We start from the raw sequence: 21,617 nt of genomic DNA on the forward strand, positions 1-21,617 counted from the left end.
AATAAATTATGCACGGATGAAACTGAACCCTGAGGTTCCATCCGACCTTTCAAAATAAATTATGCACGGATGAAACGTAGAGACTTCCTCAAATATACCGCACCGGCCGCCATACTGCCGTCTTTTATCAACGGGTTCGCCGTAAAGGCTTTCGGCGCTTCGCCGTTGCTGGCAGCGCTGGAATCCACCGCTACAGACAATGATCACGTGCTCGTGATGATCCAGCTGAACGGCGGTAACGATGGGCTGAACATGGTGATCCCGCTGGATCAGTATGACAAGTACCAGGCCGCGCGTTCCAATATCGCTATTCCTTCAGGCAGCGTGCTGAAGCTTGCCGGGCAGACCAAAACCGGCCTCCACCCCGCCATGACAGGCCTGCGCGATATGTATGACGATGGCCACGTGAGCATCGTTCACAGTGTAGGTTACCCTTCACCCAATTTCTCGCACTTCCGTGCAACAGATATCTGGCTCACCGGCTCCGATGCCAATACCATCCTGGATACAGGCTGGGGCGGGCGTTACCTCGATACCGAATATCCCGGCTTTCCTGACGCCTATCCGAATGCCGAAATGCCCGACCCGCTGGCCATCCAGATCGGTTCAATCGTTTCCCCCTCTTTTGTGGGCGGTGGCGGCAATATGGGCATGGCCGTAACCAGCGCAACAGATTTTTACGACCTGATAGAAGGGCGCGAGCAGGATGTACCCAATACCCGCGCAGGGAAAGAGCTGAAATACATCCGTCTGATCCAGAAACAGACCAACCGCTTCGCGGACGCCATTAAAGCGGCTGCCTCGAAAGTGACCAACCAGCGCACTTATCCGGCCAACAACTACCTCGGCGAACAGCTGAAAATAGTTGCGCGCCTCGTGGGCGGCGGCCTCAAAACAAGGCTGTACATGGTGAGCATCGGCGGTTTCGACACGCATGCCAGCCAGACCAACAGCGGCGATACCACCACCGGCAGCCACGCAAGGCTGCTCCAGAATATTTCCGATGCGGTAAGAACGTTCACCGAAGACCTGCGCGACATGAAAAAATCGCAGCGGGTGGTGGGCATGACCTTCTCGGAATTCGGCCGCCGCATCAGGTCCAACGGCAGCATGGGTACGGACCATGGCGCTGCCGCTCCTATGATCATCTTCGGCGATTATGTGAACCAGCAGGTACTGGGCAATACGCCTGAGATACCCACCGGGTCGCAACCCACCGACAACGTTCCCATGCAGTACGACTTCCGCTCCGTATATGCATCGCTGTTAGAACAATGGTTCTGCGTAAAACCGGCAGACCTGAACAAGATATTGCTGAACAATTACCAGAGCCTGCCGCTCGTCAACGGCCTGGCCTGCAGCGTTGTAACAGGCGTGCCCGGCGTGAACGACGACGATGTGCTGGTGACCAACTATCCCAATCCCTTTCAGCGTAAAACTGTCATTTCCTACAAATCCCGCGGGGGGCATACGATGCTCCAGGTGTTCGATACGATGGGCCGCCTGATGGCCACGCTGGCGGACAGGGTGCATGTAGCCGGCAATTACACCATCGATTACGAAAGCGAACTGCCTGCCGGTATTTATTACATCCGTTTGCAGAACGGCACCACGCAGCAGGTGCGTACCATGCTGAAAGTGCGCTAAGCCGCTGTTACCGCTGGTGTATTATGGCCTGCAACGCTGTTGCATTCATTCCCTTTTCCTTATCTTTGCTGGCATAACCGGTAAAGTGAGAAAGCTGATCCATTCCATAGGAGCTATTATTCTGCTGGGCGTGTTCTGTTTATACATTACGCCCAGGGATTATGTGCACCATTTTACCGGTCACGAGGATACGGTGGATGAGGCGGTGATCTGCAAATCCGCTTACGAAAGCGGCCCTGTGCTGTCCACCGAGCACCGCCACTGCGAATGGCTGACCTGGACGGTGGATGTATATCTTCCGGCGCATACCGTTCATCTTCCCGCTGCTGCAATTTCCTATGCGAACCCCGTTGAGGGCTTGCCTGCTTATATCTTTTCCTGTCCCGCGTATTTCTTTTCCCTGCGCGCGCCGCCTTCTGCATAAGAGCGGATTCCCCCTTTTTTTGATTATTTATTTTCGGCGGCTGCGGAAGCATGCTGCCAGTGACGATTGATTCATACAAGATGATAAGGAAAATCGCGCTGATGGGCGTTGCGCTGCTTTTACTGGCAGGCACGGCCGGCGCACAATGTACTATCCGCCTGAGCGGAACGGTAACAGACAGCCAGACCAAACAAGCGCTTGCAGGCGCAACGATCATAGTGAAGGAGAACGGTCTTTCCGTGAAGAGCGCAGACAATGGGACGTATGTAATTGACGGGCTTTGCCCCGGTTTTTATACCCTGCGCATCAGCCACATCGGCTGCCTGCCCGTTGAAATGAGCTGGCAGGTGAGCGGGGACGAGCGGCGGAACATTTCGCTGCCGCACAGCATCACACAGCTGCAGGAAGTAGCCGTTACCGGCCATGCCGCCAAAGAAGTGACCACCGCGCCGGTGGAATCGCTGAGCGGCCATGCGCTGGACCAGACGCGCGGGCTTACGCTGGGCGAAGCGCTGAAGAAGGTGAACGGCGTTACTTCCATGACCACCGGGCCGAACGTTTCCAAACCCGTTATCAACGGCCTGCACAGCAACCGCGTGCTCATCCTCAACAACGGCATCCGGCAGGAAGGCCAGCAATGGGGCTCCGAACATGCGCCGGAAGTGGATCCTTTTCTTGCCAATAAAATGGTCGTGATCAAAGGCGCCAGTGCATTGCGTTATGGCGGCGACGCCATTGGCGGCGTGGTGCTGGTGGAACCGAAAGCATTGCCTGTAAATCCAGGGCTGGCCGGAGAGGTGAACATGGCGGGGTTTTCCAACAACCGCCTGGGCGCGCTGTCCGCGATCATAGAGCAACAGGTGCCGGCCCTGCCAGGCCTCAGCTGGCGCTTGCAGGGCACCGTGCGCAAAGGGGGCAACACCCGCACGCCGGACTACTGGCTGGATAACACGGGCGTGGAAGAATTTAATTTCTCCGCCGCCGCAGGATGGAAAAAGCCGAAGTACGGCGTAGAATTATTCTACAGCCAGTTCAATACCAACCTCGGCGTTTTCGAAGGCTCGCACATCGGCAACCGTACAGACCTGGAGCAGCTGATCAGCCAGCGGAAACCCCAGCCGGAATACACCGAAGGTTTCAGCTACGATATCGAAAGGCCATACCAGCATGTGGAACATGAGCTGTTCAAGGTAAAAGGTTATGTAAATACAGGAAAGGCGGGCAGGCTGAACCTGACATTCGCGCGGCAGTTCAACTACCGCGACGAGCTGGACCGCAATTCCGCCCTTTCCGTGAACCAGATGAACCTGAACCTCACCACCTGGACGGGCGACCTCGTTTGGGACCACAACAGCTGGAAAGGACTGCGTGGCACCGTGGGCGTATCGTACATGTACCAGGAGAACAGCTACAAACGCCGGCTGTTCATCCCCAACTACGAAAGCCTGCAGTACGGCGTGTTCTGGACGGAAAAATGGGAAAGCATTGATTCCAAATGGCTGCTTGAAGGAGGGATCCGCTACGACAACAAAGAATATTTCAACCTTGGAGATAACACGGGAGACATCAATTATCCCGGCCAGCAGTATTCCGGCTTTTCGGGCTCATTGGGCGCGCAGTACCGCGTAACGGACCATTTCCATGTTTCCGTGAACGCTGCCCGCGCCTGGCGCCCCGCTGCCGTGAATGAGCTATATGCCTCCGGGCTTCACCATGGCGCCGCCGTGATCGAACAGGGCGATGCGTACCTGAAAGGAGAAACCGCTTCCAAGTTCAACGCCGCTTTCCACTACGATATATCCGACAAGCTGGAAGCCGATGTGAATTTCTATTATAACCACATACAGAACTTCATCTACCTGCAGCCGACGGACAGCATCGTGGTGACCATCCGCGGCGCTTTCCCGTTCACCTATTACCGCCAGTCGGACGTGAACATGAAAGGCATGGATGCGCAACTGCGCTGGCAGTTCCTTCCCAAATGGCAGCTCACCACCAAAGCCTCTGTGCTGCGGGCTTACAACGAAACGGGAAACGACTGGCTCATCAATATGCCGTCTGACCGGTTCGAGCATGAGCTTAGCTTTTTCCCCGGCAGCACCGCCCGGATGAAGGACAACTATATTTCCGTAAACCTGGGCAACGTGCTGAAACAAACGCGCATTCCCGCCAACCTCGTGGATAAGAACGATCCGCGCGGGCAGGACCTGATGCCACCGCCGGCAGCCTACAACCTGGTAGGGCTGGAAGCGGGCAGCACGCTGCAACTGGGCAAACAGCCGCTTTCCGTGATCCTGGGGGCCAGCAATATCTTTAATACGCGTTACCGCGATTACCTGAATTTTTTCCGCTACTTCGCGGACGAACCGGGCACCAATGTTTACCTGAAACTCAAACTGCCGCTGCAATTCGGCAAAAAAGCATCCTGACAATTTTAAAAACGAACAACACATGAAGAAGAATATCGCATTATACGCTGCTGCCGCTACACTGTTTTTTGCCGCCTGCAAGAAGGAAAAGAACGATACGCCGACCGAGAACGAGAACGAAGAGATCACCACGGTGAAGCTCACCTTTACGAACGCGGCCGTGCCCGCCGAAAAAGTGATCGCTACCTGGAAGGACCTGGACGGTTCCGGCGGAACCGCGCCGGTAATAACCAAGATCAACCTGAAAGCCAACACAACTTATACGCTTGCCACGGAAGTGCTGGACGAAACAAAAAATCCCCCGGACAATGTGACTGAAGAAATTGAAGAAGAAGGAGACGAGCACCGCGTGTTTCACCTGTTTTTCCTGAATGCCAACGCGCCGGTTACAGATTCGTTGACCACCGCCGCCACCGTTGTTCCGCTGGATAAAGACGCGAACAACCTGCCCATCGGGCTGGAGGTTTCAGTGGCCACTAAAAATGCATTCACCGGGTTCCTGCGCATGGTGGTAAGGCACCAGCCGGGCAGCAAGAACGGTACCTACGGCCCGGGCAGCACAGACGCAAGCGCGGAGTTCCCGATCGAGATCAAATAACGGAAACCGCAGGTAATACAAAGTAGAAGAGAGCGCTTTATGGCGCTCTCTTTTTGTTGGAAGACCGTCGTTGCGAGGAGCAGCGGGGGAGATTGCTTCGTCGCTCCCCGCTTTAGCTCTGCTGCTCCCCGCAATGACGGCCCTTGTTGGTCAATGGTCTTCCACCTTCAACCCCGACTGGTCGCCCACTACGAGCAGCTTAAACGGTTTGCCGCCCACATTCACGCTGCCTGCTTCTTTCAGGTTGCCGGTCTGGAACATCTTCACCGCGCCATTTGCGGGGTCGGTGATGTATACGATCTTTTTTGAAACAGCGAAGGAGGGAATGCTTTCCGCCGCCGCGCCATCTGGGACGGACGCGGTTATTTTGCCTTCGGTTTTCAGCTGCGCGGTAACCGCATCGAATACTTTCATGTTACCGTTCTTCAGCAGCACGTACAGGAATTTCCCATCCGTGTCCAGCACATACTGCACAATGTTTTGATCATCGTTCTTCAGCACCGGCGTGATCTGCGAGTTAGCCGGGTCGATCTTGTAAAGGCCGAGGGCGGCGGTGTAGCCGAAGAAATGCGGCAGGCCTTTCCTGCCCAGCACTGTGCCCAGCCAATTGGTACCAAAGGCAGCAGGATAATTGATCAAAGATTGAGTGCCATTTTGATGAACGATGAGAATGCCGTCCTGGCTCCCGAAGGCCGCCAGCTTGCCGTTCCCGGCATCGCCGTGAATGCCTTTGGTGACGATCTGCGCTTCATGCAGCGTAACGCCGAAGCGGTCTATGATCTTTACTTTTTCCGGCAGGGTGCCGCTGGCGGAACCGTCTTTCTGCGTAACAGCAATGGTGTGATCGTCGTAGATCACCATGGCGCCATGATGCGGCGCGGCTACAGGAAGTACGCGGCCCTGGCCGTCTTCCAGGTCGCTGTCTTTGAACAGGCTGAGGCTGCCCGCGCCGTCGTTGAAGATGGCGTTCAGCCCTTCATGTGCAAAGAAGTGCGTGGGCCCGGCCTGGGTGAGTTGTACGGGCGACATCTCCGGTGTATGCGCATGCAGGTGCCCGCCATGCACTTCGATGCCGGTGTTAAAAAATTCCACGAGGTTGGCCGCGCGGCTGATGATGGCCGCAAACTGCCCCGTGCTGGTGGCGTAAAGCGTGGGTTTGGCAGCATGTACGGGGTAGATGGCCGTTTTCTTTGAAACCGGCTCCAGTACTGTGATCTGCGCTTTCTCCGCATCGGAGATCACCAGCCGCAGGTACTCCGCTTCCGGCTTTTCCGGCTCCGCGGGATGGTCGTTTTTCTTACAGGCTGCCAGCAATAGTAGGGCAAGCATTACAGGTGTCAGGATTCTTTTCATTGATGATGTTTTAATAAGTGCAACAAAGTTGCAAATCTATACAAATGCATCGTTGTTGCAAATAATAAAATGGTATTTTTGAGCGAAAGGGGATATGTCAACGGAGCTTACCATGCATTTCAGGGGGCGCGCATGAGCTACCGTTTATAACCTGGTCTGATGAGCGCCAAAACGCCGCTGCTGCCGTTCGTACAAAAAAGCAGCGAAAGAGTGGAGGGGAAAAGATATATTTGTTAGTTGATGAAACTGTTAACCGGGAAGCCGGTTTCGAACATATTAAACGGACTAAAGATGATCTGACATACTGCTCAGATTTTGGATGAAAAGCAAAAAGGGCCGTTTTCACGGCCCTTCCTGAATCAATATCTTTAGTATCCTTTTAATGTGAATGCCCTGCCGGGTGCGGACGGGAGTGTTCACCATGCTTATGATCTGCATCCGGCAGGCCAGCTGTATCTTCATCGTAATACACGAAGAAGTACAGGTAAATAACACGGGAAATGCGCATCAGCCAGGGCTGAGCGACTACGAGGATAACCCCATTCACGCCTAACCACCAGAAAATACTGTTGTCCCAGAAGGACATGCCGAATATCAGCCAGTACCAGATCAGGTTGAAGACGGACAGTGCTACGCCCAACGCATAGCTCACGTAGCCGGTACCGAACCAGAACCCTGTTTCCAGCTCAAATTTCTGCCCGCATACGGGGCAATGCTCATGCATGTCCAGTATCCTGGAAAGCCGCCAGTGGAAAGCGTTTTTCGTGCGGAACATATTTCCTCTCCGGCAGTGCGGGCATTTCATCTTGAGCATGCTCAGGAAATAATTCGGTCTTTTTTTCATGTTCTGCAAAGCTACGTTTTTTTAACGGCGCAGGGCAATGACGGATATCATTGCCCTGCGTGGTAAAATTTGTTAAGAGATGCTGCTTATGCCACCGGCTGCGCGCTTTCGGAGCTTTTCCTTTCCCCGATCTGCTGGCGCCACATAGCGTAATAGAGCCCTTTTTCGTCCAGCAGCGAGTAGTGGTTGCCGGTTTCCACGATACGGCCTTTTTCGAGCACGTAAATACGGTCCGCATGCATAATGGTGCTCAGCCTGTGAGCGATCATCACGGTAATATGTTCTTTGCTGGATGCTACCTGGCGCACGGTCTGGGTGATCTCCTCCTCGGTGATGGAATCCAGCGCGGACGTGGCCTCGTCGAACACCAGCAGGCGCGGCTGGCGCAGCAGTGCGCGGGCGATGGACAAACGTTGTTTTTCACCGCCGGATATCTTGATGCCGCCTTCACCGATCACCGTATCGATGCCTTTCTCCGCGCGGGCCAGCAGGCTGTAGGCGGATGCGCGTTGCAGGGCGTTCATCATTTCTTCTTCCGTGGCCTTGGGGTTCACGAAAGCGAGGTTCTCGCGGATGGTGCCTGAAAACAACTGTGTGTCCTGCGTTACAAACCCGATCTGGTGCCGCAGCTCCTCGATATCTATGCTCGAGCTGTTGAGCCCGTTGTACAGTATATTCCCTTCGCCGGGTTTGTACAGGCCCACCAGCAGCTTTACCAGCGTGGTTTTTCCGCTGCCTGAAGGGCCTACGAAAGCGATGCTTTCCCCGGTTTTTACGGAGAAGCTGATATCGTCCAGCGCTTTGTTCAGCGCAGTGAGGTGTTTGAAACCCACATGGTCGAAGGTCAGCTCGCGTACATTGGAAAGTTTGGGCGGGTTCACCGGTGTTGCTTCCACGGGCGTTTGCAGTATCCGCTCAAAATTGCCGAGGGAAACCTGCGCTTCGCGGTAGGAGAGGATGATGTTGCCCAATTCCTGCAACGGCCCGAAGAGGAAGAATGAATACAGCTGCAGCATGAAAAGCTGGCCGATGGTTGCCACTTCTCCATACACCAGCCACAGCAGGAGGAACAGGATGCTGGAGCGCAGCAGGTTCACGAAAGTGCCCTGCACGAACGCGATGCTGCGCACGCTGCGCACCTTCTTCAGTTCCAGCAGCAGTATTTTCATAGTATTGGCATTCAGGCGGCGGATCTCCTGGTTGGTAAGGCCCAGGCTCTTCACCAGCTCGATGTTCCTTAAAGACTCAGTAGTGGCGCCCGCCAGCACGGTGGTTTCTTTCACGATACCTTTCTGGATGGTCTTGATCTTTTTGCTGAGCACGTTCATCAGCCAGCCGAGTATCACGCTGCCGCCTAAATACACGAAAATCAGGCTCCAATGGATCGTGAAAGCGAACGCCATTATCACTATCACGCCAATAAAGGTGGTGAACAGGATATTGATGAAAGCGGAGATGAATTTCTCCGTATCTGTCCGCACTTTTTGCAGCACAGCAAGCGTTTCGCCGGAGCGCTGGTCTTCAAACTCCTGGTACGGCAGCCGCATGGAATGGCGCAGGCCATCGGTATACATTTGCGCGCCCAGCCGCTGTGTGACGGCGCTCACGAAGTAGTCCTGGAAGGCCTTTGCAATGCGGCTTACCATCGCCACGCCAATGGAAGCCAGCAACCACAGCAGTACGCCTACCAGGTACTCGTTCTCGCTGCGGAATATGAAGGTTTCTTTGGCGGGATTAAGCGAAGTGGGATGCGACGCGAATTTGTCCACGATTTTCCCGAATATCCAGGGGTCCATCAGGGAGAACACCTGGTTGATGGTGGCCAGCAGCAATGCCAGCACGACGAGCCATTTATAGTTCTTAAGATAATTTAGTAACAATTTCATAGGGCAAAGTTAGTGGAAAAACGAGCTGTAATGATGTTGGAACATTAATTTTAACCTGTACTTATCACGGTATTTACCCTAAAAATTGCGTAATTTAATAGTATAAGCCGGAAGATTATTCCACCAGCATGTTCTGAGCCTTTAAACTGATACTATTCCCCGAACGGCATACGCAAGAACCCGGCGTACCATCACTGCTAAAACTCCTGCCGTATGAAAATGTATGATGAAAAACACATTAAAAATGTCGTGCTCATTGGCGCTGCCAAGAGCGGCAAAACCACGCTGGCCGAGGACATGCTGTTCGAGGCCGGCATCATCAGTAAACGCGGTTCCGTGGAGGAGCGGAACACGGTATCCGACTATCATGAGGTGGAGCACGAAAGGGGCAATTCCGTATACGCCACCACGTTGCACACGGAATGGCGCGATTACAAGATCAATATCATAGACACCCCCGGGCTGGAAGATTTTGCGGGGGAAGTGATATCCTCCGTTCGAGTATGCGACACCGCGGTACTGCTGCTGCATGCCTACAACGGCGTAGAAGTAGGCACAGAGCTGATCTGGGACTATGTGGACCGCTACAACAGGCCCACCATCCTCGCGGTCAACCACCTTGACCATGAAAATGCCAACTACAACCAGGTGCTGGAACAGGCCAGGGGGTTTTTAGGCCATGCTGTGACTATTATGCAGTACCCCGTGAACCAGGGCCCCGGTTTCAATGCCATTATCGACCTGCTGAAAATGACCATGTACCGCTTCCCCGCGGGAGGCGGCAAACCGGAAAAGCTGCCCATCCCGGAGGAGGAGCGTGAGCAGGCTGAGAACCTGCACAACGTACTCGTGGAAAAAGCGGCGGAGAACGACGATGCCCTGATGGAACTGTTCTTCGAAAAAGGGAGTCTTGATGAAGACGAACTGCGCCAGGGCATCAAGATTGGCATGATGAAACACCAGGTATTCCCCGTTTTCTGCCTTTGCGCGAGGAATAACATGGGCAGCGGCCGCCTGATGGGGTTTATCGACAATGTGGCCCCTTCCGCGGTGGAAATGCCGCCCGAGCTCTCTGAAGACGGAAAGGAAGTGCCCTGCAACCCAACGGGCCCCACCTGCCTGTTCGTATTCAAAACCTTGCTGGAACCGCATATCGGTAAACTTTCTTTTTTTAAGGTGATGAGCGGGGAAGTAAAGGCGGGGCAGGAGCTATACAACGAAAAAGGCAACACCACGGAACGGCTCAACCAGCTGTTCATCACAGACGGTAAGAACCGCCAGCCGGTGGAGCGCCTGCGTTCCGGCGACATCGGCTGCACCCTCAAACTGAAAAATACCTTCACCAATCATACCCTCAACGAAAAGAATTTTTCCGCGCAGATCGAGCCCATTCATTTTCCCCCGCCCAAAGTACGGGTGGCCATTGTGGCGAAAAACAAGGGGGATGATGAGAAGCTCGGGGAAGTGCTCAGCGAGATACATACGGAAGACCCTACGCTTGAAATAGAATACAACCGCGAGCTGAAGCAGGTGATCCTCCATGGCCAGGGCGACCTGCACCTTGCCGTTACGAAATGGCGGCTGGAAAATATCTACAACATGCAGGTGGAATACCATTCCGCCCGCATTCCTTACCGCGAAACCATCCAGAAGCCGGCCATGGCCAGCTACCGGCATAAAAAACAATCCGGCGGCGCGGGGCAGTTTGGCGAGGTGTACATGAAAATAGAGCCCTACTACGACGGTATGCCCGTCAGCAAAGAATGGCCCGTGCGCGAAACGGAAGAGATCGCGCTGAACTGGGGCGGCAAGCTGGTGTTTAACAACTGCATCGTGGGAGGCGCTATAGACACGCGTTTCCTGCCTTCCATCCTCAAAGGCGTGATGGAAAAAATGCAGGAAGGCCCGCTTACCGGCTCTTATGTGCGCGACGTACGGGTAACCGTATACGACGGCAAAATGCATCCTGTAGACAGCAACGATATTTCCTTCAAAATAGCCGGCATGATGGCTTTCCGCGAAGCCTTCCACCAGGCGGCGCCGCAGCTGCTGGAGCCGGTCTATGACCTGGAAGCCTCCGCCCCGGATGTGATGATGGGCGACATCATGAGCGAATTGCAGACCCACCGCAGCGTGATCACCGGTATGGACAGCGGCACTTCCAGCCAGGTGATAAAAGCCCGCACGCCGCAAGCCGAGCTGGACAAGCTTTACGCCGCGCTCCGCAACGTTACCCAGGGCAAAGCGAAAGTAAAAGCGGTGTTTGCCGAATACGCGCCCGTTCCTGCCGATGTGCAGCGGAAGCTGAGCGAAGATTACAAAAAAGTGGAGCAGCAGAACGGCACGCATTAATACTGCCTCCCCCAGCTCTCCCTGTCCAGCGTTCTGTACTGGATGGCTTCCGCGATGTGATGCGGCGTGATCGCCTCGGAATCTTCGAGGTCTGCAATGGTGCGGCTCACCTTAATGATCCGTTCGTATGCGCGGGCGGAGAGCTGTAATTTTTTCATAGCCTGCGAAAGCAGCTCCCTCGCTTCGGGCGGCAGGCGGCAGTAGTGATGCAATTGTTTTGCATTCATCTGCGCGTTGGAATACGTGGACGCCCCCGGAGAGTTTGCAGCGATCAGGCCGGGAGAAACCGGAAAAGATCTATTGAGTTCCCGGAAACGCGCGGCCTGTTTATTACGCGCAGCGATCACGCGTTTGCGTACCTCTCCGCTTGTTTCCGTCTGCACTGTACTCGACAGCGAAGCGGGATTTACCGGTGTAACCTCCACGTGCAGATCAATCCTGTCCAGCAGCGGGCCCGAAATACGGTTCAGGTATTTCTGCACCATACCCGGCATGCAGGTACAGTTCTTCTGCGGATGGTTGAAGTACCCGCAGGGGCACGGGTTCATAGCAGCCACAAGCATAAACGTAGCCGGGAAATCCGCTGAATTGCGCGCGCGGGAAATGGTGACCTTCCGTTCTTCCATCGGCTGGCGCAGCACTTCCAGCACGGAGCGTTTGTATTCGGGCAACTCATCCAGGAACAGCACGCCGTTTTGCGCAAGCGATATTTCACCGGGCTGCGGAATGCTGCCGCCGCCCACCATCGCCATATCGCTCATGGTATGATGCGGCGAGCGGAAAGGGCGCATGGTGATAATGCCGGCCGCTTCACCCAGTTTGCCAGCCACGGAATGGATGCGGGTCGTTTCCAGCGCTTCTTCGAGGCTCAGCGGCGGCAGTATGGTCGGCAGCCGTTTCGCCAGCATCGTTTTACCCGCTCCCGGCGGCCCTATGAGGATGATATTGTGCCCGCCCGCGGCGGCTATTTCCATGGCGCGTTTCACCATACCCTGCCCTTTGATCTCGGCAAAGTCCACCTCGGAAGAAAAGTCCGGGCAATAAGGCTGGGGTGTTTCTGGAGATCTTGTTCCTCCCTGCAAAAAAGCCAGCACTTCGTTGATATGCTGCATGCCGAATACTTCCAGGCCTTCTACCACCGCTGCTTCGCGCGCATTCTGCATGGGGAGTATGATGCCGCCGAAACCTTCCTTCTTCGCCTGCATAGCCATGGGCAATACGCCGCGGATGGGCCGCAGCGCCCCGTCCAGCGAAAGCTCGCCCATGATAATGTATGTATGCGGGGAACGGGCGAAGGTAACCTGCTTTGAGGCGGCAATGATGCCCAGCGCAATGGGCAGGTCGTAAGCGGAGCCCGCCTTGCGGATGCCCGCCGGCGCCATGTTCACCACTGTGCGCAGGCGCGGCATTTTATAACCGATGTTCTTGATCACCGTTTCGATGCGGAACTCGCTTTCCTTAACGGCATTGTCGGGCAGGCCGACCAGGCAGAAACGCGTGCCCTGGCCTACATTTACTTCGATGGTAATGGTAATGGCTTCCACGCCGTGAATAGCGCTGCCGAATATTTTGACGAGCATGGGACAAACAATGGTTGTTACCTTCCGAAGATAACGAATTTCTTATTTCATGTTCGCCAGCAGCTCAATTACTTTTTCTTTCCGCAAAATAAGATACCCGATCTTTTCTTTCGCTATACCGTCTTTCAGCTCGTAAGTAAAATGCAGGTTATCGTCTATCACTTCAGACTGGAAATATTTGAAAATGATCTGGTCTTCCCCCTGCAATTCTTCCGCGATCTCGTACAGGTGCGTGGAAAGGATGTAAAGGCAGCGGTGATTGTTCAGCAGGCCGCGGATCACGGCCAGGGAACAGTTCTTCGCGTCTTCCACGTTCGTGCCTTTGAACATTTCATCGATCAGTATCAGCCAGTTTTTGCCGTCGCTGATCTTGATGATGGTGTTCTTGATGCGCTGCACTTCGTTGTAGAAATAACTTTCTCCCTTGAAGATATTATCCTTCACATCGATATTGCTGAGGATGCCGTGGAAGAAGCTCAGCCGCATGTTCTCCGCGGGCACGCCCATGCCCAGGTGCGCCAGGAACACGGCGATGCCCACTGCCCTGATGAAAGTGGTTTTGCCCGCCATGTTGGCGCCGGTGAGAAAAGTAAAATGCCGGTGCGGGTCCATGGCTACGTCGTACGCAACGGGATGCGGCAATATCATGTGGTACAACTGTTTGATCTCGATATGCGGCTTGCCTTCTTCCGAGAACATGGGGAAGTTGAGCCTGAAATGGCGCATAGCCATAGCCATGCTGTGATATGCGTCCAGCCGGGTATACAGCTCGGTCAGTTCCCACAGCACTTTTTTATGTTTCTTGCGGATAAGCTTGTCGTAACGGAGTATCTGCACAAAATTCAGCGTTCCTCTTTCATGCATGGCGATGATGTCGTGGAACTCGCGCTGGTTGATGAGGATGCGCGCTCTTTCCAGCAGCAGGCGCAGGTTGGCCGGCGCTTCGGCCGCGGGGAACGTTTCCGTCAGGAACCTGAAACCGTTGAGCAGGTTCAGCAGCTGGTCGAAGGAAAATTTGATGAACCCGAAATCGGGCGCGTAAATGGTTTTGGTGATGAGCGCATTCACGTACAGGAGCGGCCCTTCGGAAGTGGAGATGGGTTCTATTTCCGCATTGAGATAGTTTTCAACGACCACGATGGTGCCGTTGGTGATCATGGGCGGCCAGGCGTCTTCTTTTTCCAGCAGGAACTGCAGCATCTGCTGGCGGTTGTGAATGGCGTCTATGTCTTTCAGCGGGTTGCTGAAAAGCGTGCGAAGGTATTCCCTTCCGCCCGAGGTAGTGGTAAAATCCAGCTTATGGAACAGCGAATATTCGTCTTCCCGGTTAAAGATCGACAGGTCGAGGTAGGTTGTTTTATCCAGCTCCATGCGCAGAATTTTTGGTGAATTTACAGTGAAACATGTTAACGTGGAAGATGCAGGTCAGGGAATTTTCCATAAATGACACGGGCCGGAAACGCATGGTTCCCGGCCCGTTAAGCTCATTAGCAGCGGTTTACGCGTTGAACAACAGCCGTTGCCCCAGCTGGTTTTCGTTGAACGTACCGTTCTCATACGCCAGGTGGCCGTTCACGAAAGTATGGGTAACGGCCGCAGGGAAGGTATGCCCTTCAAACGGGCTCCAGCCGCAATGGTAGTGGATATTGGACTTGTCGACGGTGGTCTGCGCGTTGAGGTCCACGATCACGCAGTCCGCAAAATAACCCTCGCGGAGATATCCTCTTTCGCGTATGCGGAAACAATCTGCGGGGGCATGGCTCATTTTCTGCACCATCTTTTCGATGGAGAACCGCCCGGCCTTTACCTGCTCCAGCATCATCAGCAGGCTGTGCTGCACAAGCGGCACGCCGGAAGGTGCCTGCAGGTAGGCCTGCTGTTTTTCGTCCCAGGTATGGGGTGCATGATCGGTGGCGATGATGTCCAGCTTATCGTCCAGCAGGCCCTGCCAGAGCGCTTCGCGGTGATGCGGCGCTTTGATGGCGGGATTGCATTTGATGAGGTTGCCGTATTTCGTATAGTCGTTTGCGGTAAACCAGAGGTGGTGCACGCATACTTCGGCAGTGATCCTTTTTTCTTTCAGCGGCAGCAGGTTGCTGAACAGCTGTAATTCCTTTTCGGTGGAAATATGCAGGATGTGCAGGCGGGAATTGTGTTTCATGGCAAACTGCACGGCCACCAGGGATGATTCGAAGCAGGCTTCTTCGTTGCGGATCAGCGGATGGTCCGCCGCGGAAAGACTGTCGCCTTTTTCCTGCTTATATTTCTCCATGTTGGCGCGGATGATCTTTTCATCTTCGCAGTGCGTAGCGATCAGGAGTTCTGTTTCGGAGAAGATCTTTTCGAGGGTGAGGAAGTTGTCTACCAGCATATTGCCGGTGGAGGAACCCATGAATATTTTCACGCCGGCCACCCTGTCTTTTTTGGCATTGGTCTTCAGCACTTCTTCCGCATTGTCGTTGGCCACGCCCATAAAAAAGGAGTAGTTGGCCAGCGAGCTGCGGGCGCCGATGTCATATTTTTCTTCGAGTCTTTCCTGTGTAACGGCTTCGGGTTTGGTATTGGGCATTTCCATAAAGCTGGTGGTGCCCCCGGCTACGGCCGCGCGGGCTTCGGAACGGATATTGGCCTTGTGGGTGAGGCCGGGCTCGCGGAAGTGTACCTGGTCGTCTATCACGCCGGGCAGCAGGTGTTTGCCTGTGCCGTCTATCTCTTTGCCTGTTTCGCTGATCTGCGGGGCGATCTTTTCAATACGGCCATTGCGCAGCCATACGTCCTGCACGCTGGTAACGCCCTCGTTCACTACGGATATATTCCTGATGATGACATTTTGCATGCCGCAAAGGTAAAACTTTACCCCTGAAGATGTATGGAAAACACGATCATGCGGGAATTGAGCTGGTCTATCACGTTGGAATAACGGAGGTTGGGGTCCCGCACGTGCACATCGTTCAAACCGTTGCTGATCTTGAATTCCGGGGTGAAGATGAAGGAAGGGAAATAAAATTCGAACCCCGCGCCAAGCTCAAAACCGTAAGTGGTCTTGTTCACCTTCACGAGGTCTTCCGCCAGGCGCACGCTTTTGTTGGAAGCGAGGTCATGATCCAGCTTCATGCCGGCAATGGTGTATACGCGCATGTTGCCAATGCGGTCCGACTTGAATTTTATTTGCAGGGGGAAGCTCACCACGATGGATTCCACTTTCTTTTCGGTGGCGCGGTCCGGGTAATTTTCGCGGAAATAGAGATTTTTATTGGCGAAAAAGAGCTGCGGGTTGAAGCGGAGGTCGAAACGGTTGGTGAGGCGGAGGTTGGCCAGCAGGCCGAGGTTGAACCCGACGGTCTTCAGCGGTTCGGCCACCATGATGGAATCCTGGTGGAGGAAGAGGTCTGAATGCGAGAGCCTGAAATAGGACTGGTTCGCGGCCAGGGTGATGCCGAAGTAATAGGGCTTGCGGTCATGTTCCTCCATGTTCATTTGCGCGCTGGCAGAGAGTGATATGGTGCTTAAAAGGACTAACAGTGCTCCCGTTAGCGGGTAGCGCAATAAATTGAACATATTCCGAAGGTTAGCGTTTTGCATGTAACAGCCTGGAAGCCAACTTTGTGTAAAATATCGCACATGGCCTGGCCTTGCGGGAAAGCCTTTACGGAGTCGGGCAGATAGCTGTATGCTGCTTTGTTCCGGGCTATCCATTTGCCGATCAGGGGCGTAATGTAGCGAAAATAAAAATTATACAACTGTTTCACGGGCGCCTTGGTGGGATTGGAAAATTCCAGTATCACCGCTTTGCCGCCGGGTTTGAGCACCCTGCACATTTCCGCCAGCCCCTTTTCAAGGTTCTCAAAATTCCGGACGCCGAAGGCGGCCGTTATGGCATCAAACGTTGCATCGGGGAAACTTATTGTTTCACTGTCGCCCTGCTGGAGGGTGATGGTGCCGTTCAGGCCGGCTTTGGCGACCTTCTCGCGGCCCAGGGCCAGCATTCCTTCGGAAATGTCTATGCCAATGATCTTTTCGGGTTTCAGCATGCGGTGGGCCATAATGGCCACGTCGCCTGTGCCGGTAGCTACGTCCAGTATGGTTTTGGGCTGGAGGGGCAGCAGCAGTTTAAGGGCTTTTTTGCGCCATTGAACGTCTACGCCCATGCTCATGAAATGGTTCAGGAAGTCGTATCTGCCTGCAATATCATCGAACATGTGGGCTATCTGCTCCTTCTTGCTTAATTTTGACCCTTCAAAAGGAACCACTTTCTGTACATCATTGCTCGCCATAGTGGGGCAAAGGTAACAGAAGGGCCGCAAAATGGGAAAATTATGGTGATCAAATCTGCCGAATACCTGATCAGTAATGTGGACTGGCAAAAGTGCCCTCCGCCGGATATGCCGGAATACGCTTTCATCGGCCGTTCCAACGTGGGCAAAAGCAGCCTGATCAATATGCTGACCAATCATTCCAGCCTGGCAAAAACATCCGGCACACCGGGTAAAACGCAGCTGATCAATCATTTCCTGATCAATAAAAGCTGGTATATCGTGGATCTGCCGGGGTATGGCTTCGCAAAGGTCTCTCAAAGCCAGCGCCGCAGCTGGGAGCAGATGATCGAAAATTACCTGAGGAAACGGACCAACCTGGTGAATGTGTTTGTGCTGATAGACAGCCGGTTGCCCCCGCAAAAGATAGATATAGAGTTCGTTAACCAGCTCGGGGAATGGCAGGTGCCCTTCCAGCTGGTTTTCACGAAGGCAGACAAAAGCACACAGCTGGAAACCAGCCGTAATGTGAAGGCTTTTTTGAACAAACTCCGCGAAACCTGGCAATTCCTGCCGGCGAACTACGTCACATCCACCGTCAAAAAATCAGGCCGGGACAAGATCCTGGAGTTTATCGACGAAATGAACGGGCGCTTTCAGCGCATCGCCTAATTCACGATCTTGTTGGCGCAGGAGCTGCTGGCAAACGCTTCAGGCTTCGCCTTGAACGCAAACCCCATCCCGAGAATGTAGCCCATGGCCTCCCTGAGGGCCAGGTTGCTTTTGAACTGGGGGTTGGTGTTGATGTCCGCATGCACCTCCATGTCCACATCGTACTCGGTGAACAGGTCGCATAGTTCATACGCGATCTCGATGCTTTTGGCAACTTCCACCAGCATTCTTTCTTTGATGGAATAAACGTCCCGCGTTTTTTCGTTGTGAATGAACATGAATCCGCCGTGGCCTTCACGCAGGAACACGATAACGGTGGCGAATTCGGTTTCAAGCCCTTTTACCTGGGAGTCTGTACCGATGCAGACCTTTAAACGGTGGCCAAGGCCGGTTTCCCGGACGATGGCGTGCCTCACTTCCTCCTTAATGGGCAACTGAATAGGTTCGCCGTTGAATCTTCTCCATTTCATGGGTTGTAAGTTTTGAACGGTAAAGCGTATACGAATGCCTGTCTGTTGGGTCTTTGGCCGGAGGGGTCAACAGGATGTATGAAGTATTGTCCGAATATACGACTTTTTACTGCAGTGAGTGTTACCGCAATATGAAGGGAGGGAGCTTGGGGAAATCGTGTGGATTAGTACTGGCCGGTGCTCAGCATTACGAGCGTACAGGCGGGCTGCGCCTTGATGCCGTTGGCTTCGGCGAGCTGGATGAGCTCTGGGTTTTCCGTGCCCGGGTTAAAAATGATCCGTTTGGGTTTCAGGCTGAGGATGTAATCGTAGTATTCCTGCTGCCGGAGCGGGTTCAGGTATAACGTGACCGTATCAACGCCTTCTGCCTGGGGGTGCTCCGCCGTAATGGGCGTGTCGCCGATGGCGCCGTCGCGCTGGCCGATGGCGAGCACCGGGTGGCCGTGCGCCCTCAGCCGGGTTACGGCCAGGTAGCTGTAGCGTTCGGGATGGGGTGAAGCGCCGATAACAACGGTCAGTTTAGGTGTTTCTGCCATGGTTCAAAGTTATGATTACCCATACAGAGGCTCAAAAGTTATACCACGATGGCATGCATGACATTGTTGCATAGGCCTGCTGCCCGCATCCGGCGTGAATGCCCCTGGCCCTGGTATTGCCCGCTGGCTGATATTTCCGTTCCCGGTTTAAAAGAGGTGATAAGCATTCCGTGGCAGCCGGCCTACGATCTGTTGCATAGCCCCGCGCAAATGCGGGTATTTGAAGGTGAACCCGGCCTGTGTGATGCGCGTGGGCAGCACCCAGCGGCTTTTAAGGAGCAGTTCCGTTTCCGTGCCGATCAGCGCGGCCCCGATCGCCAGCATCCACGCCGGTGCGGGAAGGCCGAAACGATGCCCTGCCACTTCCCGCAGCGTGGCCATGAATTCGGTGTTGCTCACGGGATTGGGAGAGGAGCAGTTATAAGTGCCCTCACATTCGGGGTGATGGTAAAGCCATTCCATCATCCGCGCCACGTCGGCAATATGTACCCAGCTGTATTGCTGCCTGCCGCTGCCCTGGTGGCCGCCCAGCCCGAATTTCACGAGGTTCAGGTAAGGTTCCATCACGCCGCCGTTCCCGAGTGTGACCGCGATGCGGAGGATCACCTTGCGGGTTTGCGGGAGGGTTATACCGTTGAAGGTCTGTTCCCATTTTTTGCAGACCTGCACGGAAAAATCATTTTCCATCTCGCCGGTGAATTCATCCATCGGCCGGTCTTCCGCGTGGCGGTATATCGTGGCTGAACCTGCGTTGATCCAGAGCGCGGGCGGCCGTTTCAGCCCTTTAATGGCTTCGCCCAGCGCGGTAGTGCTGGCGGTGCGGCTGTCGAATATCGCGGCTTTATTGGCTTCGGTATAGCGGCAGTTCACGCTTTTACCGGAGAGGTTCACCAGCAGGTCTGCCCCTTCCAGCGCTTCCGCCCAGGGGCCGGTGTGGCGGCCGTCCCATTCCATGTAGGTTACATGCGGCTGTGCATGCCCGTTCAGCCCGTTTGCACGGCGGGTAAGCACTACGATGTGATTGCTGCCGCCGAAATATTCGATAAGCCCTGCGCCAATGAACCCGGAGCCTCCTGCTATCACGATCTTTTTATCTTTCATACCAAGGATGTTTTTGAACTTTCAATAAAAATTGAAATATGTGGGTATTGAAATGCCTGAGGTTGCCCGGAAACAATATGTTTAGCGGATCACCTTCAGCAGCGTGCTGTAAAACCAGTGTTCTTCGGATTTGATGAAGGCATTGAGCGCGGCATCGGTCTGGTGCGCGAATTTCTGGATGTTCTGCATGGTTTCCCGGAAAGCCTTTACGTGTTTGTCTTTCTGGTCGCCTTCCACTTTGTTGAGCTGGAGCAATACTTTAAGGATGGGATCCAGCTCGCGTTTTTTCCTCTCCCGCGCGATGGCGGTGCCTGCTTTCCAGATATCCTTCTCCGCAATAAAAAATTCTTTTCTTTCGCCGGGCACGAGCACTTTTTCCACGATGCCCCAGTTCATCAGCTCGCGTACGTTCATGTTGGCATTGCCTCGGGAGATGTCCAGCGCTTCCATGATCTCTTCCGCGCTCATGGGTTCAGGGGCGATAAGGAGAAGGGCGTGGATCTGCGCCATGGTGCGGTTGACGCCCCATTGTGCCCCCAGCAGGCCCCATGCCTGGATGAACTGTGCTTTGGCTTCTGGCAATTTCATATCTCAAAGCTATACAATGTTTTTGAACTTTCAAAAGTTATTGAAAATTATTTATAGGAGTGCAGTTTGCTAAAAGGGTTCCCGGTGTGGTGAATCAGCAGTACAGTTAGCTGGCAATAGGCTTACGATGGCACAAGTCAGCTCCACCGGTCCGCGCTTCAGACTTACGCCAGCCTTGATTGATGGAAAGAGTTGGGAAGAGGTTTTCGGGGTGATCTGGCCATATGTTAACGGTAGCGTTCTAGTAGTGTTCTGGTAGAGCTCTGGTAGTAATACCGTAGTAACCCCATTTATTCAACCAAAGATGAACAAAATTGATAATGTAATCGTCAGCCCTCGGAATGCAACCCGATCCGGTTGCCTTCGCTGTCGGTAAACACTGCCTGGTAGCCCATTTCCTGCTCGTTGGAAATCGGCGTTTTTTCGTACACGATACGCCCGCCCGCCCCGGGCACGCGTTCCAGCACCTCTGTCAGGTCGGGGCCGGAATAAAAATACATCACGCAGCCTCGCTGGCTTGGCACCGCATCAGGCCCTTCCACGATTGCACCGCTCACACCGCTGTGCCCCTCTCCACAGGGGAACAGTCCCACACGGTTACCACGGATGCGGGCTTCCTGCAGCTCGAAATTGAATACAGTGTTGTAAAACTTTCTGGCCCGATCAAAATTGCTGACAGGTATTTCAAACCATTTGAGGGCATTTTTGGGAACCTGCATTGCGTACTGTTTGGGGGAATGGATATGAATTTAATAAAATATGGGGAGATTATTAGATTTTTTTCAAACAAACTGAACGAAAAAGGCAGTGAAAAATACTATATAAGCCGGGGTGATGCTATTTTAACGGGAACGCCTGTACGGAGAACGGTCCGGGCGAAAATA

19 protein-coding genes are annotated in these 21,617 nt (G+C 54.0%); 6 read left to right on the plus strand and 13 right to left on the minus strand.

Annotated features, from left to right (window positions below; translation table 11 throughout):
* Positions 1-69: 69 nt before the first annotated feature.
* The 4 genes from ACTJIK_RS06290 to ACTJIK_RS06305 all read left to right on the plus strand — a co-directional run bounded on the left by ACTJIK_RS06290 (position 70) and on the right by ACTJIK_RS06305 (position 5,098).
* Entirely contained in the window at positions 70-1,647 is a 1,578-nt protein-coding gene (locus ACTJIK_RS06290; protein ID WP_440645504.1) for a DUF1501 domain-containing protein, read from the plus strand.
* Positions 1,648-1,732: 85 nt separating this feature from the next.
* Positions 1,733-2,071, plus strand: coding sequence for a hypothetical protein (locus ACTJIK_RS06295; RefSeq protein ID WP_440645505.1), 339 nt, complete (start codon positions 1,733-1,735; stop codon positions 2,069-2,071).
* 80 nt (positions 2,072-2,151) lie between these two features.
* Positions 2,152-4,500 (plus strand): TonB-dependent receptor, encoded by a 2,349-nt coding sequence (locus tag ACTJIK_RS06300; protein ID WP_440645506.1) that lies wholly within the window; start codon positions 2,152-2,154, stop codon positions 4,498-4,500.
* A 22-nt stretch (positions 4,501-4,522) separates the two neighbouring features.
* Positions 4,523-5,098, plus strand: coding sequence for a hypothetical protein (locus ACTJIK_RS06305; RefSeq protein ID WP_440645507.1), 576 nt, complete (start codon positions 4,523-4,525; stop codon positions 5,096-5,098).
* A gap of 150 nt (positions 5,099-5,248) precedes the next feature.
* Here the strand turns inward: ACTJIK_RS06305 and ACTJIK_RS06310 are convergent, their stop codons facing one another.
* From ACTJIK_RS06310 to ACTJIK_RS06320, 3 genes are all read right to left on the minus strand, one after another.
* Positions 5,249-6,451 carry a hypothetical protein gene (locus ACTJIK_RS06310; protein ID WP_440645508.1) on the minus strand — a complete coding sequence of 401 codons (1,203 nt, stop codon included), beginning with the start codon at positions 6,449-6,451 and terminating at the stop codon, positions 5,249-5,251.
* Between the two features lie 379 nt (positions 6,452-6,830).
* A complete protein-coding gene (locus tag ACTJIK_RS06315) occupies positions 6,831-7,295 on the minus strand; it encodes a DUF983 domain-containing protein (protein ID WP_440645509.1) in 465 nt (154 codons plus the stop codon).
* 86 nt (positions 7,296-7,381) lie between these two features.
* Positions 7,382-9,181, minus strand: coding sequence for an ABC transporter ATP-binding protein (locus ACTJIK_RS06320; protein ID WP_440645510.1), 1,800 nt, complete (start codon positions 9,179-9,181; stop codon positions 7,382-7,384).
* Between the two features lie 213 nt (positions 9,182-9,394).
* On the opposite strand from ACTJIK_RS06320, the gene ACTJIK_RS06325 reads away from it, so the two are divergent.
* Complete coding sequence (locus tag ACTJIK_RS06325; RefSeq protein WP_440645511.1) at positions 9,395-11,533, plus strand: elongation factor G; 2,139 nt, start codon at positions 9,395-9,397, stop codon at positions 11,531-11,533.
* Here ACTJIK_RS06325 and ACTJIK_RS06330 read toward each other — a convergent pair.
* The 5 genes from ACTJIK_RS06330 to ubiE all read right to left on the minus strand — a co-directional run bounded on the left by ACTJIK_RS06330 (position 11,530) and on the right by ubiE (position 17,387).
* A complete protein-coding gene (locus ACTJIK_RS06330) occupies positions 11,530-13,113 on the minus strand; it encodes a YifB family Mg chelatase-like AAA ATPase (protein ID WP_440645512.1) in 1,584 nt (527 codons plus the stop codon). The two genes, ACTJIK_RS06325 and ACTJIK_RS06330, sit on opposite strands and share 4 nt — an antisense overlap.
* Positions 13,114-13,155: 42 nt before the next feature.
* Complete coding sequence (locus ACTJIK_RS06335) at positions 13,156-14,484, minus strand: MutS-related protein (RefSeq protein ID WP_440645513.1); 1,329 nt, start codon at positions 14,482-14,484, stop codon at positions 13,156-13,158.
* Positions 14,485-14,611: 127 nt separating this feature from the next.
* A complete protein-coding gene (locus tag ACTJIK_RS06340) occupies positions 14,612-15,949 on the minus strand; it encodes a dihydroorotase (protein ID WP_440645514.1) in 1,338 nt (445 codons plus the stop codon).
* Between the two features lie 17 nt (positions 15,950-15,966).
* On the minus strand, positions 15,967-16,671 hold the full coding sequence (locus ACTJIK_RS06345; RefSeq protein ID WP_440645515.1) for an outer membrane beta-barrel protein: 705 nt from the start codon (positions 16,669-16,671) through the stop codon (positions 15,967-15,969).
* On the minus strand, positions 16,644-17,387 hold the full coding sequence (gene ubiE / locus ACTJIK_RS06350; RefSeq protein ID WP_440645516.1) for a bifunctional demethylmenaquinone methyltransferase/2-methoxy-6-polyprenyl-1,4-benzoquinol methylase UbiE: 744 nt from the start codon (positions 17,385-17,387) through the stop codon (positions 16,644-16,646). The genes ACTJIK_RS06345 and ubiE overlap by 28 nt, the downstream gene beginning before the upstream one ends.
* Before the next feature lie 42 nt (positions 17,388-17,429).
* Between ubiE and yihA the strand changes: the two genes are divergently transcribed.
* Positions 17,430-18,038: a ribosome biogenesis GTP-binding protein YihA/YsxC gene (gene yihA, locus ACTJIK_RS06355; protein ID WP_440645517.1), complete on the plus strand. Its 609-nt coding sequence runs from the start codon at positions 17,430-17,432 to the stop codon at positions 18,036-18,038.
* Here yihA and ACTJIK_RS06360 read toward each other — a convergent pair.
* The 5 genes from ACTJIK_RS06360 to ACTJIK_RS06380 form a co-directional block, all read right to left on the minus strand.
* Positions 18,035-18,508 carry a ribonuclease H-like YkuK family protein gene (locus tag ACTJIK_RS06360; protein WP_120518413.1) on the minus strand — a complete coding sequence of 158 codons (474 nt, stop codon included), beginning with the start codon at positions 18,506-18,508 and terminating at the stop codon, positions 18,035-18,037. The two genes, yihA and ACTJIK_RS06360, sit on opposite strands and share 4 nt — an antisense overlap.
* Before the next feature lie 164 nt (positions 18,509-18,672).
* Positions 18,673-19,044 (minus strand): CoA-binding protein, encoded by a 372-nt coding sequence (locus tag ACTJIK_RS06365; protein ID WP_440645518.1) that lies wholly within the window; start codon positions 19,042-19,044, stop codon positions 18,673-18,675.
* Between the two features lie 147 nt (positions 19,045-19,191).
* Positions 19,192-20,145 carry a TIGR01777 family oxidoreductase gene (locus tag ACTJIK_RS06370; protein WP_440645519.1) on the minus strand — a complete coding sequence of 318 codons (954 nt, stop codon included), beginning with the start codon at positions 20,143-20,145 and terminating at the stop codon, positions 19,192-19,194.
* A gap of 81 nt (positions 20,146-20,226) precedes the next feature.
* A complete protein-coding gene (locus ACTJIK_RS06375) occupies positions 20,227-20,733 on the minus strand; it encodes a GbsR/MarR family transcriptional regulator (RefSeq protein ID WP_440645520.1) in 507 nt (168 codons plus the stop codon).
* A gap of 329 nt (positions 20,734-21,062) precedes the next feature.
* On the minus strand, positions 21,063-21,452 hold the full coding sequence (locus tag ACTJIK_RS06380; protein WP_440645521.1) for a VOC family protein: 390 nt from the start codon (positions 21,450-21,452) through the stop codon (positions 21,063-21,065).
* Positions 21,453-21,617: the final 165 nt, after the last annotated feature.

The organism is Chitinophaga sp. 22620 (genome assembly GCF_052044405.1).
Taxonomy (GTDB): Bacteria; Bacteroidota; Bacteroidia; order Chitinophagales; family Chitinophagaceae; genus Chitinophaga.